Source organism: Myxococcus sp. CA051A (genome assembly GCF_013336705.1).
Classification (GTDB): Bacteria; Myxococcota; Myxococcia; order Myxococcales; family Myxococcaceae; genus Myxococcus; species Myxococcus llanfairpwllgwyngyllgogerychwyrndrobwllllantysiliogogogochensis.
Map to the genome: position 1 here is coordinate 497,334 of NZ_JABUMS010000001.1, position 13,741 is coordinate 511,074.

The 13,741-nt window shown below is 69.6% G+C and carries 14 protein-coding genes; 8 read left to right on the plus strand and 6 right to left on the minus strand.

Annotated elements, in window-relative coordinates:
* Positions 1–22: 22 nt before the first annotated feature.
* From ccoG to HUA74_RS02015, 3 genes are all read left to right on the plus strand, one after another.
* Positions 23–1,441, plus strand: coding sequence for a cytochrome c oxidase accessory protein CcoG (gene ccoG / locus HUA74_RS02005; protein WP_174453187.1), 1,419 nt, complete (start codon positions 23–25; stop codon positions 1,439–1,441).
* A 141-nt stretch (positions 1,442–1,582) separates the two neighbouring features.
* Positions 1,583–2,953 (plus strand): oxygen-independent coproporphyrinogen III oxidase, encoded by a 1,371-nt coding sequence (hemN, locus tag HUA74_RS02010; RefSeq protein WP_174453188.1) that lies wholly within the window; start codon positions 1,583–1,585, stop codon positions 2,951–2,953.
* 106 nt (positions 2,954–3,059) lie between these two features.
* Positions 3,060–3,602: a hypothetical protein gene (locus HUA74_RS02015; protein ID WP_174453189.1), complete on the plus strand. Its 543-nt coding sequence runs from the start codon at positions 3,060–3,062 to the stop codon at positions 3,600–3,602.
* 81 nt (positions 3,603–3,683) lie between these two features.
* On the opposite strand, the gene HUA74_RS02020 is transcribed toward HUA74_RS02015, so the two are convergent.
* The 3 genes from HUA74_RS02020 to HUA74_RS02030 all read right to left on the minus strand — a co-directional run bounded on the left by HUA74_RS02020 (position 3,684) and on the right by HUA74_RS02030 (position 5,971).
* A complete protein-coding gene (locus HUA74_RS02020) occupies positions 3,684–4,400 on the minus strand; it encodes a DUF4476 domain-containing protein (protein ID WP_254614262.1) in 717 nt (238 codons plus the stop codon).
* A 96-nt stretch (positions 4,401–4,496) separates the two neighbouring features.
* On the minus strand, positions 4,497–5,105 hold the full coding sequence (locus HUA74_RS02025; protein ID WP_174453191.1) for a 2,3-diphosphoglycerate-dependent phosphoglycerate mutase: 609 nt from the start codon (positions 5,103–5,105) through the stop codon (positions 4,497–4,499).
* Between the two features lie 11 nt (positions 5,106–5,116).
* Positions 5,117–5,971, minus strand: coding sequence for an AraC family transcriptional regulator (locus tag HUA74_RS02030; protein WP_217439743.1), 855 nt, complete (start codon positions 5,969–5,971; stop codon positions 5,117–5,119).
* Positions 5,972–6,052: 81 nt separating this feature from the next.
* Here HUA74_RS02030 and HUA74_RS02035 point away from each other — a divergent pair, with 81 nt between their 5' ends.
* Positions 6,053–6,958: an MBL fold metallo-hydrolase gene (locus tag HUA74_RS02035; protein WP_141645475.1), complete on the plus strand. Its 906-nt coding sequence runs from the start codon at positions 6,053–6,055 to the stop codon at positions 6,956–6,958.
* A gap of 19 nt (positions 6,959–6,977) precedes the next feature.
* Here the strand turns inward: HUA74_RS02035 and HUA74_RS02040 are convergent, their stop codons facing one another.
* The 3 genes from HUA74_RS02040 to HUA74_RS02050 are packed head-to-tail and all read right to left on the minus strand — an operon-like array spanning position 6,978 to position 9,552.
* Positions 6,978–7,691, minus strand: a complete 714-nt coding sequence (locus HUA74_RS02040; protein WP_174453192.1) for a TenA family transcriptional regulator — start codon at positions 7,689–7,691, stop codon at positions 6,978–6,980.
* Positions 7,661–8,581: a GNAT family N-acetyltransferase gene (locus HUA74_RS02045; protein ID WP_174453193.1), complete on the minus strand. Its 921-nt coding sequence runs from the start codon at positions 8,579–8,581 to the stop codon at positions 7,661–7,663. The genes HUA74_RS02040 and HUA74_RS02045 overlap by 31 nt, the downstream gene beginning before the upstream one ends.
* Entirely contained in the window at positions 8,578–9,552 is a 975-nt protein-coding gene (locus HUA74_RS02050; protein WP_174453194.1) for a DUF3419 family protein, read from the minus strand. Before HUA74_RS02050 ends, HUA74_RS02045 begins: the two co-directional genes overlap by 4 nt.
* 76 nt (positions 9,553–9,628) lie before the next feature.
* Here HUA74_RS02050 and HUA74_RS02055 point away from each other — a divergent pair, with 76 nt between their 5' ends.
* The 4 genes from HUA74_RS02055 (at position 9,629) to HUA74_RS02070 (ending at position 13,734) form a co-directional block, all read left to right on the plus strand.
* A complete protein-coding gene (locus HUA74_RS02055) occupies positions 9,629–10,567 on the plus strand; it encodes a fatty acid desaturase (protein WP_174453195.1) in 939 nt (312 codons plus the stop codon).
* Complete coding sequence (locus tag HUA74_RS02060) at positions 10,560–11,459, plus strand: phosphatase PAP2 family protein (RefSeq protein WP_174453196.1); 900 nt, start codon at positions 10,560–10,562, stop codon at positions 11,457–11,459. The genes HUA74_RS02055 and HUA74_RS02060 overlap by 8 nt, the downstream gene beginning before the upstream one ends.
* Before the next feature lie 153 nt (positions 11,460–11,612).
* A complete protein-coding gene (locus HUA74_RS02065) occupies positions 11,613–12,002 on the plus strand; it encodes a hypothetical protein (RefSeq protein WP_141645481.1) in 390 nt (129 codons plus the stop codon).
* Positions 12,003–12,120: 118 nt separating this feature from the next.
* Positions 12,121–13,734: an NAD(P)/FAD-dependent oxidoreductase gene (locus HUA74_RS02070; RefSeq protein WP_174453197.1), complete on the plus strand. Its 1,614-nt coding sequence runs from the start codon at positions 12,121–12,123 to the stop codon at positions 13,732–13,734.
* Positions 13,735–13,741 lie beyond the last annotated feature (7 nt).

Here is a 13,741-nt window from a genome sequence, read left to right on the forward strand (position 1 = left end):
CTCGCGCCGCGAGGACTCCGACATGGCGACAGCTCCCCAGCAGGAAGGCCCCCGCATCGACCAGCTCTCGTCCATCCACGCGGATGGCTCGCGGCGGGCGCTGCACCCGTCGGATGTGCGGGGCCGCTTCATCACCTGGCGCCGCGTGGCGTTCGCGGTGCTCATCGCCATCTATGTGGCCCTGCCGTTGATAGACGTGGGCGGACATCCCGCCGTGCACCTGGACGTGGCGGCGCGACGCTTCTTCCTCTTCGGCGCCACATACAACGCGCAGGACTTCTGGCGGGTCCTCTTCCTGTGCACGGCGCTGGGGTTCGGCCTGCTGTTCGTCACGGCGTGGCTGGGCCGGGTGTGGTGCGGTTGGGCCTGTCCGCAGACGGTGTTCCTGGAGGGGCTCTATCGACCGCTGGAGCGGCTCATCGACGGGCCTCGCGAGCGGCGGCTGCGCCAGGAAGGGACGTCGTGGACGGCGGGCCGGGTGGCGCGCGCGGTGGTGAAGCATGGCGCCTGGCTGGGCGTGTCGTTGCTCATCGCCCACGCCGCGCTCAGCCTCTTCGTGTCCGCCGGAGGGCTGGTGTCCATGGTTGCCGGAGGGCCGAGCGCGGCTCCAGTGGCGTTCACCTGGGCCATGGCCGTCACGGGCGCGCTGTACTTCAACTTCGCGTGGTTCCGGGAGCAGCTCTGCGTGGTGGTGTGCCCCTATGGGCGGCTCCAGTCGGCGATGCAGGACGGGGACTCGCTCATCGTCGGGTACGACGCGCGACGGGGCGAGCCTCGGGGGCGGTTGTTGAAGGTCCTCCCCACGCGGCCCGCGCCGCCGAAGGGCGACTGCGTGGACTGCCGCAAGTGTGTCACCGCGTGCCCCACGGGCATCGACATCCGCAACGGCCTGCAGATGGAGTGTCTGGCCTGCGCGCAGTGCATCGACGCGTGCGACGAGGTGATGGACCGGGTGGGGCGTCCGCGCGGGCTCATCCGCTACGACTCGCTCAACGGGCTCGCGGGCCAGCCCCGGCGCACGTGGCGACCCCGGCTGGTGCTGTATGCGGTGCTGCTGCTCGCCTCCGTGGGTGGGTTCGTGTGGAGCGTGGCGAGGCGCATCCCGTTCGAGGCGAACCTGCTGCGCTTCCAGGGAACGCCCTACCTCGTGGAGGCGGGCTCGGTGCGCAACCAGTTCGAGGTGCACCTGGTGAACAAGAACCCGGAGGAGTCTACCTTCTCCATCACCGTGCGGGGCCCGCCCTCCGCGCAGGTGGTGATACCGCAGGCCCAGGTGCGGCTCGCCTCGCTGGAGAGCTTCCGGGTGCCGCTGTTCGTCCTCGTCCCACAGGGGAGTGCCGAGGTTCCCTTCACCTTCCTCGTCGAGGTGGCGGACTCCGCTTCCGGCGAGGTGAAGCGGATGGAGGCGCGCTTCCTCGGCCCGCCGTCCCCGCGTCGCTGAGGGGGCAGGGCGGCAGGCTCACGGACTCTCCATCCGACGAAAGCCGTGCGTGTCTCCTGGGGCACTCCGCAGATTCTGCGGGCGCCTCCGGGGACCTCGGGCGACAGGCGTGGCACGCGCCTTGGAATGGGGTGGAGGGACATGGAACCGCTGCCAGGTGTCCCCCGGCCCACGCCGGAGCTGCTGAGTCGGTACGACGTCTCCGGACCTCGCTACACGAGTTACCCCACCGCGCCGGAGTGGCGTCAGGACTTCGGGCCGGAGGCGCTGGAGGCCCGGCTGCGGAGCGCTGGGACGCGGGACTCCGCCGAGCCGCTGTCGCTCTACATCCACCTTCCGTTCTGTCACAGCCTCTGCTGGTACTGCGGCTGCAACGTGGTCATCAGCAGGGACACGAGCGCGGCGGACCGGTACCTCGACCACCTGGTCATGGAGCTGGACCTGGTGACAGCGCGACTGGGCGCGCGTCGCTCGCTCTCGCAAATCCATTGGGGAGGAGGCACGCCCACGTTCCTCACGGAGCAGCAGCTCGAGCGACTGTGGACCGAGCTCACGCGGCGCTTCGTGCCACTGCCGGACGCAGAGGTCGCCATCGAGGTCCATCCCTCCGTGACGACGGTGGGGCAGCTCACGCTGCTGCGGAGCCTGGGCTTCAACCGCCTGTCCATGGGGTTGCAGGACTTCGACCCGCGCGTGCAGGAGGTGACGAACCGCCTTCAGACGCCCGCGCGGACGCGAGCGTTGCTGGAGCATGCGCGCGCACTCGGCTTCACCGGCGTGAACTTCGACCTCATCTACGGGCTGCCCTACCAGGAGCCGGAGGGCTGGGCGCGGACGCTGGAGACGGTGCTGGAGATGCGGCCGGACAGGCTGGCCGTCTATTCGTTCGCCTTCATGCCGGACGTGCTCAAGCACCAGAAGCGGATGCCGGCCGAGGCGCTCCCCACCGCGCCGGTGAAGCTGGAGTTGTTCCGCTCGGCCTATGCGGCGTTCGTGGGGTCGGGGTACCAGGCCATCGGCATGGACCACTTCGCGGTGCCGGAGGACGAACTGGCGCGCGCGCTGTCCGAGCGCCGACTGGGCCGCAACTTCCAGGGCTACACCGTGAAGGCGGCCTCGGACGTGGTGGCGCTGGGCAGCACGGGCATCAGCGACGTGGGCGGCGCGTATGCGCAGAACGTCCGTCCGCTGCCCGCCTACTACGAGCGCGTCTCGCGGGGGCGACTGGCCACCGAGCGCGGCCTGCTGCTCACCGAGGACGACCGGAAGCGCCGCGCGGTCATCACCCAGCTCATGTGCAACGCCTGGGTGGACCTGGGCGAGGATGGAGTCCGCGACTTCGCGCCCGAGCTGGAGCGACTGCGGCGCTTCGAGGAGGACGGCCTCGTGGTCCGCTCGGGCACGCAGTTGGAGCTGACGGCCCTGGGCCGACTGTTCGTGCGCAACGTGGCCATGGTGTTCGACGCGCGCCTGGCGCGGGCCGAGCGGCCTCGCTTCTCCCGAACGGTGTAGCCACCCGGACCACCGAGCAGGCAGGCCCCTCACGGGGCCGCTCCCCTGGCTTCCTCCCGAGGCAATGGCCACTTCACCTGCGCGCCCTCGGGCGACGGAGGTGGTGATGGAGCCGCGACAGTCGCGTGGGTCTGTTCGACGAGGGCTGAGGGCCTCCTGCCTGCTCGCCTCGCTCCTGGTGGCCTCACTGGCGGGCGCGGCGCCCAAGCCAGGGGAGGCCCTGCCGGAGCTGTCCTCGCAGGACCTGGAGGGGAAGACGCACCGCAGTCAGGAGTGGAGGGGACGGCGCACGTTGCTGGTGGTCCTCACCGACAAGGACGGCGGCGAGGAGATGCGCCGTTGGTTCGACACGGCCGCCACCCAGGTTCCGGACTCCGTGCACCGGGCCTCCGTGCTCACCTTCAAGGTGCCCTTCTTCGTCAGCGCGGACTCCGCGCGGGAGCGGGCGAAGAAGAAGGTGCCCGAGGCGTTCTGGACGGACACCTGGCTCGACAAGAGCGGCGCCGTGGGCAAGTCGCTGGGGCTGGCCTCCAGTCGCGAGCCCTATGCCATCGCGCTCGATGAACGGGGACAGGTGCTGGCCGTCGTGCACGGCAACGCGGACTCGCCGGAGGCCAGGGCCCTGCTGCAGAAGCTGTCAGGCCCGTGAGGCTTCTGGCGGTGGAGACACGAAGGGCGCCGCGGGTGGGTTCCCGCGACGCCCCGGTTCAGCGTGTCTGCTCGTTGGCGCTCAGCGCTGCGAGAGGATTTCCTGGGCGCGCTTCTTGTCGGTGGAGAACGTGAAGGCGTTGTAGAGCTGGTAGTTGTTCTCCGTGTCGAGGATTCGCGCCTTCACGGCGCGCAGCACGTTGAGCTTGTCGTCGTTGAAGGAGAAGCGGTCCATCAGCCGCATCACCTGGGAGACGAGGAGGTAGTTGTTCTGAAGGCCCGTGTTGAGGACGCGGAGCTTGTCGTCGGTGAAGGTCTCCCGGGAGATGGCGTCGAACCAGCGCTGGAAGGCGCCGTCCCCCATCGGGCGAACCATCGGCTCCGGCGGCGGGGGCGGCGGGCGCGGCATCACCGTGGCGAGCAGCGGGGCATCAGCGACCTGGCGCCTCACGTTCTCCAACGTCTCCTGGGCCTTGCGCACCTTGTTGCGCGAGTCCCGGTCCGCCCGGTCCTCGATGTCCTCCAGCAGGCGCTCCAGGCGCTCCAGGCGCTGCGCAAGGTCCTCGCGGCTGACCACCACCAGGGTTCCGGTGCTGTTCGGCGGGACGAACGGGCCCGAGTTGTTGTGCGGCGGGTACTGCGGCTGGGAGGGCTGCGACGGCTGCGGACGGCCCGGCGGGGGAGGACGGAACTTCTCCATCGTGGCGTCGGGCGCCTGCTGCTTCTCGACCTGCGGGGAGGTCTGCGCGAAGGAAGTGGCGGCGGTCAGCAGTGCGACGGCGATTGCGAGGGACTTCATCGGGAGCGTCCTTGTTTGTGTACTCGACAGTTCTGACGGGCCGAGTCTCATGGCATTCAAAGCCCCCAGACGACAAGGGGCCCCCTGTCTCATGTCTCAGGGAGAGGGGGTTCGTTTGGACAGCACGGACCCCTCGGCCGACAGCTCGTAGACGAGCGGAATGCCGGTCGCCAGCTCCAGCCCCACCACCTGCTCGCCGGTGAGTTGGTCCAGCTTCATGACGAGAGCGCGGTTCGAGTTGCCGTGGGCGACGACGAGGACGTTCTTCCCCAGGCGGACGTCGCCGGAGATGGCGCGCTCGTAGAAGGGGAGCACGCGCCGGGCGGTCATCTCCAGCGACTCGCCATTCGGCGGCGGCACGTCGTACGAGCGGCGCCACAGCTTCACCTGGGCCTCGCCGAAGCGCTGGGCGGCGTCCGCCTTGTTGAGGCCCTGGAGGTCGCCGTAGTGGCGCTCGTTGAGGGCGGCGTCGCGGATGATGGGCGGGCGCTGGCCGAGGGCCTCCAGGATGATGGTGAGCGTCTCCTGCGCGCGGGTGAGCGCGGAGGTGTAGGCGACGTCGAAGCTGATGCCCTGGAGTGCGCGCGCGGCGAGGCGGGCCTCGAGGCGGCCCTTCTCGGTGAGGGGCACGTCCACGAGGCCGGTGAAGCGGTTCTCGTGGTTCCAGAGGGACTGACCGTGGCGGACGAGTGCGAGAAGGGGCATGGCTCTCCCTGCTAGCGCAAGCCGGGCATCACGGCCAAGGGGCCCGCGCGCAGGAGCGCGACGGGGGTGACACCCGTCAGGCTCCGGAAGTCGGAGATGAGGTGGGCCTGGTCGTAGTAGCCGGTGGCCGCGGCGATGGCGCCCCAGTCTGGCGTGGCGGCGCGCGTGGAGGCCCGCATGGCGCGCTGGAAGCGGACGATGCGCGCATAGACCTTGGGGCTCATGCCCACCACGTCGTCGAAGGCGCGCCGCAGCTGTCGCTCGCTGACGCCCAGCCCTCGCGCCAGTGCCTCAATCCGGGGCAGCTCCTGTGACTGGGAGATGGCGCGGACCGCGCGGCGGACGACGTGCGCGGAGGCGGGCTCGAACACGTCACCGCGACGCAGGCGCTCGGTGAGCGCGGTCTCCAGCACCTGGACCTTCGCGGCCAGGGTGGTGCTCTCGTGCATCCGCTCACGGAGGTGGGCTCCGTCCTCGCCCCACAGGGTGTCGAGGTTGACGACGCGGTCGGTGAGGTGGGCCATGGGCACACCGAAGAAGGGGTAGGCGCCTCCGGCCTTGAAGCGCACGGCGACGGCCAGGGGCGGCACCTCCGTCCCGCCCTTCTGGAGCACATGCAGGCGCGTGCCGATGACATAGGCGTCGCCCCGGGTGTCGGAGAGGCGGACGATGAGCTCGGCCTCTCCATCGGGAAGGCGGACGTACGCGGGGCCGCCGCCCGCATCCCGGGGAACGGCGCGGAAGCCACGCACGAAGCCCGCGAGCGCGCCGTGGGCTTCGACCTGGAGCGACTGGGAAGTCACGGGGCCAGCATGCGGCACGCGAGGGGCGGGTTCAATCCGGGGCCAGGGCAGGCGAGCGCTCATGGCCGATTTCTCCAATCGACCCGAGGCCCGCGTTTCTACCTTGGGAGGGCACGACACCCCTGCTTCCCCCGAGGAACCTTCATGCGAGTCCATCACCTCAACTGCGGCACCCTGTGTCCCGCCGGCGGCGCGCGCTTCGTCCTGGGCGAAGGCGGCTTCTTCTCGCGGGCCCGGATGGTCTGCCACTGCCTCCTCATCGAGACGAATGATGGCCTCGTCCTGGTCGACACGGGGCTGGGGCTCAAGGACCTCCAGGACCCGACCCGACTGGGCCAGCGCTTCCTCCGCCGCAACTCGCCCCGGTTGGACCCTCGAGAGACGGCTGTCGCGCAGGTGGAGCGACTGGGCTTCCGGCGCGAGGACGTGCGTCACATCATCCCCACGCACTTCGACCTGGACCACATTGGCGGGCTCGCGGACTTTCCTGGCGCGCAGGTGCATGTCTTCCGTGACGAGCACGCGGCGGCCATGGTGCCGTCGGCGAAGAACGCGAAGTTCGGCTACCGGCCCGTGCAGTGGGAGCACCAGCCGTCTTGGAGGCAGTACGCGGTGGAAGGGGAGCGGTGGTTCGGCTTCGACGCGGTGCGCGTGATTCCGGGGCTGTCCACGGAGGTGTTGCTGGTGCCGCTCGTGGGGCACTCGCCGGGGCATTGCGGTGTCGCCGTGAAGACGGAAGGGTCGTGGCTGCTGCACGCGGGTGACGCCTACTTCAACCACAAGGAGCTGAACCCCGTGTCGCCGCGCAGTCCGCCGGGCCTGGCGCTCTTCCAGCGGCTGCGCTCGACGGACAACGCGGCGCGCCTCGCGAACCAGGAGCGGCTGCGGACGCTCGTGCGGGAGCACTCGGCGGAGGTGAAGGTCTTCTCCGCGCATTGCGCCGTGGAGCTGGACCGCTACGCGGTGGCGCAGCCCGTGACGGCGGAGCGAAGTGGCATCGCGTCTCCGAACCTGGAGCCCGCGTCCGGAGCGGGTGGCCGCGCCGCCTGAGGGACGTGCGCGGGACGTGTCAGGCCTGTCGGCGCCGACGGGCCCGGTACAGGTCTTCGTAGAGGCCGAGGAGGAGGTGGCCTCCCAGGATGAGTCCCTGCTCGATGTCGCGCGCGGCCGCGGGTGACGCGTCGTAGGGCGCGTCGAGCTGGCGGTAGAAGCCGTCAGCGTGCTCCTCGTCGAGCGTGGCGTGCGTGGGGTAGTGCACCACCTGGTCCGCGGTCAGCCAGCCTCGCGCGACGATGCCGCGACCCAGCTCCACGGAGATTCCGCTGAACAGGTCCTCGATGATGCCGAACACGGCGAGGCCCGTGTGCGGCGTCTCGAAGCCGGCGATGCCCGTCAGCGCGACGTTGAACTTGCGCACCTCCGGACCGAAGGCGCCGTCCTGGAGCCGCTCCCCGGACGCGCCGAGTCGCTCCAGGAGCAGTTGGAACGTGTGCTCGTGGCCGTGGGAGAGCGCGCCGCGCCCATGCTCATCGAAGACGTTCTCCACCAGCGGCAGGCGGAGCTCGGGGCGGGGAAGGCGGCTGGCGAGCAGGGCCATGGGCCGCGAGAAGTGCGCGACCGCCGAGAAGAACTGCAGCTGCGTCTCGATGAAGTCGCTCCGCTCGAAGGAGCCGTCTTTCAGCGCGCGCAGGTACGACGACGTCTCCAGGACGTTCCAGCCCGACTTCAGGCCAGCGATGTGGTGACGCAGGTTCAGATTTCGGAGGAGGGAAGGTGCACCCATGCAGGGGTTCCCTTAAGTCGGGTCAGGTCGAGAGAATAGACGGTGCAGACCGTGTCGGGAGAAATGCCGGCGTCCCGCAGCCAGTCGAGCTGCGCTTTCAATCGCTCGTCGAGCGTGAAGCAGGCCAGCGTGTCCGCGTTCCGCCCGGCGAGTTCCCGCCCGCACTCCCGGAGGTAATGCCCCCAACCCCGGGTCCAGGCGGTGGGAGGCGCCGCGAGGTGCACGAGCGGCCAGGGCTTGTTCGTCGAACGGAGCTGGAGGTCCTTGCTCCCCGACGTGGTGCACCAGCCCGCCCCTTCGAGCTTCCGGCCAGACGAGGGCCCGAGCACCAGCCCGTCACCTGGGACCTGCGTGGGCGCGCCCGCGAGCTCCAGCGCCGCGAGCCGCGCCGGGGGAACGAAGTAGAGCGCGAGCCGGCTCTCCGGCCGACCCATGCGCAGCGGGTTCCAGCCTCGCGCCGTGTGCATGACGTCGCCGCGCGCGCCCCGCATGGCGGCGCCGTACAGGAACCGGATGCCGCGCAGCGCGGGGATGCGGAACAGGTGCGTGAGCCCCTGGAAGATGAGCCTCCGCGCCAGTCCCGTGCCGCGCGCGTGCGGGGCCACCTTGAGGTCGCAGATGTAGAAGCCCTGGGCGGCGGTGTCGCCTCGCAGGACCTGCCGGGAGATTCCCGTCACGGAGCCCAGCAGTTGTTCGCCACGCAGCGCCAGCAGGAAGTACGCGTCCCCCATGGACGAGAAGAAGGGGTGGTACTCGGGTCCGTGGTCGATGAAGAAGTGGTCGGCGCCGTCGGCGATGGGGTACTCGATGCCCCGCTCGAGCTGGCGCAGTCGTTCCACATAGGGGCCGAGCGTGTCTGGCCGACACACCACGTAGCGCACGCCGCTCATGGTGCGGCGGTCCGTCGGAAGCCGACCTCGATGCGTTCGTAGAACAGGCTGCGGTCCCGGGCCTGGAGTTGCTTGCCGAGCGCGTCGTCGAACACGAAGGCTGGACTGAAGAAGCGGCGGAGGTCTCGCTGGTTGTTGAGCTGTCGCAGCAACACGGCGCAGCCGGGGCGAGCCTCGCGTGACAGCAGCGCGGCCCACTCGGCGACGAGCGTGTCATCCGACCAGTCGAAGATGTTGGACAGCGAGATGACGTCGAAGCGTCCCAGGTCAGGCACGTCGGGGAGCGAGCCCTGCACCAGCGTGACGGGGAGCGGCGCCTCCGCGCGCAGGTACTCGGGACGGTCCTCGGGAAGGTAGGCGCCGAGCAGCACGTGCTGCAGGTAGGGGTTGCGGTGGGCGTCCTCGCGCCGCAGTCCCCGCTCGAAGGTCGCCTGGAAGTAGCCGGGATAGGAGCCGGGCGTCGCGTGCTGGGTCGCCGCCGGGCCGAACATGGCGTGGAGGAACGGGTCCGCGAACGCGAGCTGGAATGCCACCGGCCAGTAGGACGAGGCGAACCAGCCGTCGCGCAGTGCGGCCCGTTCGGCGGCGGAGGTCGTGGGCGCGAAGAAGGCCGCCAGCTCGCGCGCTGGGGCCGCGAACTCCTCGAGGAAGTGGCGCAGGGTGCGGAACAGGCCCTCGAACTCGCCGCGCTGATTCAACCCCGTGGCGTCGGTGGCCCTCACGTTGAAAGCCTCCAGGCTCGCGGTGCCGAGGCTCGCGGCCTTCTCCCGTACGTGGGCGAGCTGTCGAGGGTTGAAGTCGAAGCCCACCAGCTCCAGGGACGGATTGCGCCGGGCCAGGGTCAGGAGCGTGCAGCCTCCGGACGCGACAGTGAGGAGGGCTCGGGCCTGGGTGCGCCCGATGAGTTCCTGCTCCAGCTCCGGGTCTTCACGGACGACGGCGAATTTCAGACGGGGGGGCGTGGTGCTCAAGTCGTCGGCGGGGGGCGAGGGTTGCTTCGGCGAGGGGGCGGATTGTAGGGCATGATGTCACCCACAGGAACAGCCCATGCCGACGCTCTCATCGTCCCTTACTCCCCAGCGATTGCGTGAGCTGGAGCAGGTCGACGCCCGCCATCTGCCCCGGCTCGGGGTGTTCCTCGCGCTCTACGGTGTGGCGGCGTGGGGGGCAATGGTGCTCGCGCTGGAGGCCCTGCCGGCTGCCCAGGTCTGGCTCGCGCGCGGGCTGCTCTACGTCGTCGCGGCGGCCTCGCTTCACGGCATCAGCCTGTTCACCCATGAGGCCGTGCACGGTGGGCTCTCCACGCGGCCGTGGCTGAACAGGCTGGGCGGGATGCTGTGCGCGTGGCCCGTGCTGCAGAACCTCGCGGCCTACAAGGTGCTGCACCTGCGGCACCACCGGGACCTGGGCGGTGGGTTGGACCCCGACCACTACGCCAACTACACGGGACGACGCTGGCTGGAGCTGGCGATGCACGTGGGCCGGTTGCTGCTCGGATATCCCGCGTACATCACCATGATTCCCATCCTGGGCTGGAAGCACGGGACGGCGTCCGAGAAGCGGTGGATTGCCTTCGAGGTGGCGATGGTCGTCGCGGGGGCGGTGCTCGCGGGCGTCTTCGTGCCGTGGCCCGTGTTGCTGCATGCCTGGGTCATCCCCATGGTCATCATCAACACGCTGGTCAATATCCGGGGCATGAGTCAGCACACCTTCCTCACGCAGAGCAGTCATCCGGTGCGGGGCTCGCGGACCATCCTCTCCAATCCGGTGACGCGGTTCTTCATGTGCAATGAGAACTACCACCTGGAGCACCACCTGTACCCGCGAGTGCCCTGGTACAACCTGCCGGTGCTGCACCAGTCCCTGCGGACCGAACTCGTCGAGCAGGGGGCGCCCTTCATCCCGTCCTATTTCTCGTTCGTCCGGGGGGTCTTCAGTGGCGCCCTGATGCGAGAGGCCCGGCGCGTCTCCTCCGCGGATGTCTGAGCGCCCCTTCCTTCACGAAGCGCTGCTGGCGACCTTCGGAGTGACGCTGTCGTGCGCGCTCCTGTTCGTGGCGGGGGCGCGGTCCGTCAGCTTCTTCCAGGTCGCGGGGGCCACGGCCCTGTTCATCCTCGCGGTAGCGGTGCTCGCGCGGCTGGACACCTGGGCGCACGTCTTCCGGGTGCGGCTGGTGCTGGCCTATGTGGCGACGTTCTTCTTCTACGCGTCGGTGAAGACCACCATTCCCGCGCTGGGGCTCGAGACCCAGGACGCGTGGCTGTTCAGCCTGGACGCGCGGGTGTTCGGAGGAAGCACTCCGTCGGTCTGGTTCCAGCGGTGGAGCGCGCCGTGGGTGCATGACGTGTTCAGCGCGAGCTATCTCGCGTTCCACGTGTACCTCCACCTCGCGATGGCCTGGGCGGTGGTGGGGCCCCGGGAGCGGGCGGAGCGCTTCTTCAGCCACGTCTTCTCGGCCTACGTGCCGGGTATCGCGGGCTACTATCTGGTGCCGGCCATTGGCCCCGTGGCGGCGTATCCCGAGTTGTTCACCGCGCCCCTCGAAGGAGGGTGGCTGACGCGGCTGAACGCGGCCGTCGTCGCGAGCGGCTCGTCCACCTACGACCTCTTCCCGAGCCTGCACGTGTACATCACCCTGGTGTTGCTGAGTCACGACGCGCGCGCGCATCCCTGGCGCTTCCAGGCGCTGGTGCCCGTGGCGGCGGCGCTCATCCTCTCCACCCTGGTGCTGCGCTACCACTACGCGGTCGACCTGCTCGCCGGTGTCGTCTGGTTCATCGCCTTCAGCGCGGTGTTTCCACGTCTCCAGACACGGTGGGCGTCCTGGCGGTGCGGGCTCCTCGCGGGCTCCGGGCCCGCGGTTCAACCCCGTCCTTGAGACGTCGCCCGCGTCTCGCTGTCACACGCTTGGCGAGGCATTGACGAATTGTCGCGCGGACGGCCGCGGACGGCCCCGCAAGTCCTCGGAATGTCGTGCGGGGCGGCTTGGAACGGCACGTGAAAGGCAAGGGGACAACAGGAGGAAGCCGCCATGGCCCGGTGCCGTCAGTCCCGTTCCCGCTCGTCTCCCGCCACCTTCACGTTCCTCGAGCGCAGCGCGCTCGGGGTGCTTCGACAGGAAGTCCTCGAGCTCATCCTCGACTTTGGACTTCGGACCCGCGCCGCGGGGGTGACACATGTCACCGTGCTGGAGCGCGACCTGCCCTTGCAACTCCAGGACTCGTCGCTGGCACGGCAGGCGCGGGGCTGGATTGTCCTGGTGAGTGATGACGAGCGCCTCATCACCTGTTACCGGCGCGGGGATGCAAGCGGTTTCATCCGCCGCAAGCCGAAGCATCGCCTTAACGGCGGACGCCCGCACCCCAACACGAGGACCCGTCGCGCACGTGACAGACACTCCACGGGCTACAGGGCCGGGTAGGGCTCACTGCTTCACAGTTGGGGTGTTCAATGACAGGCACCCTTGTATCAAGCGCTGCGCGCCGCGACAGGCTTTGGAAGGTGAGAGGGCGCAATCCCTCTCGTTTCTGGAGTTTTGTATGCCCCGCACACCGCTCTTCGACCTGTTCCGACAAACCACCCGGAAGGCGCTCGCCGCCGAGTCACCGGAGGCGAACGCGCTCGAAGCCCGACGCGTGGCTCGAATGGACCGCCGCTCCGTGTTGAAGGGGGTGACGGCGCTGGGGATGGGAATGGCGGTGCGGGCGGCGCGGGCCGAGGAGGCGCGTCCTCCCTCCGCGCTTCGCGTGGGCATCGTCGGTGCGGGGCTCGCGGGCCTCGCGTGTGCCTATGAGCTCAGGTGCTCGGGTGTGCAGGCCACGGTGCATGAAGCCCGGGAGCGCACGGGCGGCCGGGTGTTCTCGATGGGAGGCGCGTTCGGTGGGCCGGTCATCTTCCCCGGGCAGGTGGTGGAGCGGGGCGGGGAGTTCATCGACTCCGGACACTCGACGATGCTGGGCTATGCCCGTGAGTTCCACCTGGAGCGGGAAGACCTCCTGCGGGTGACGGGGGACGTCTTCTACTTCTTTGGCGGACAGCTCTATTCCGAGGCGGATATCCTGGAGGAGTACTGCCCGCTCATCGCGGCCATCAACCAGGACTTGAGCAGGCTGTCCGAGGCGCCCACGGCGGCCGACCACACGGAGCTGGACCGGCGGTTCGACCTGCTGGACCTGGTGACCTACCTGGAGGCGCGGAACACGGGGCCCCTGGTGAAGGCCGCCATCATCGCCGCGTACGAGGCGGAGTACGGCCAGGCAGCGGATGAGCTGAGCTGTCTCAACCTGCTGTTCCTGATTCAGACCGAGCAGTGTCGACGGTTCGAGCCGTATGGCGAGAGTGATGAGCGGTATCGCCTGCTCGGCGGCAATCAGCAGATTCCACGCGAGCTGGCGGCGCGTCTGCCGGGACAGGTCCGACAGGGCGAGCGGCTGGAGTCGGTCAGGAAGACTCCGACGGGCGCGCTCGCGCTCACGCTGCGGCGCGGAAGCACGTCGTACACGGCGACGTATGACGTCGTGGTGCTCGCGGTTCCGTTCACCGTCCTGCGACGGGTGGAGCTGGCGGCGTCCCTGGGCCTGCCGGCGTGGAAGACGCGGGTCATCCGGGAGCTGGGGTACGGCACCAACGCGAAGATGATGGTGGGGTATCGCGGGCCGGTGTGGCGGGCGAGCGGGTGCAGTGGGGCGAGCTACTCGGACCTGATGAACCATCAGGCCACGTGGGAGACGAACCCGACGCGGGCGACACCGGGCGACGCGGTGTTGACGGACTTCGCCAGTGGACCGCGTGGGGCAGGCATGGACCCGAGCAACGTGGCGGGCGAGGCGGAGCGCTTCGTGGCGGCGATGGGCCGCGTGGTGCCGGGGACGGCGGGCGCGGTGAAGCGGGGCGTGGACCGGCGCATCGTCGCGCACCTGGAGCACTGGCCGAGCAATCCGAACGCCCTGGGCAGCTACGCGTCCTATCGGCCCGGGCAGTTCACGTCACTCGCGGGCACCGAGGGGACACCCGTGGGCAATCTCTACTTCGCGGGTGAGCACACCAGCTCGTTCTACGAGGCCCAGGGCTACATGGAGGGCGCGGCGGCGACGGGCAAGAGCACCGCCCAGGCCATCCTGGCGATGGCGAACGTGGCGGCGGCGTCCGGGTGACCCGTGG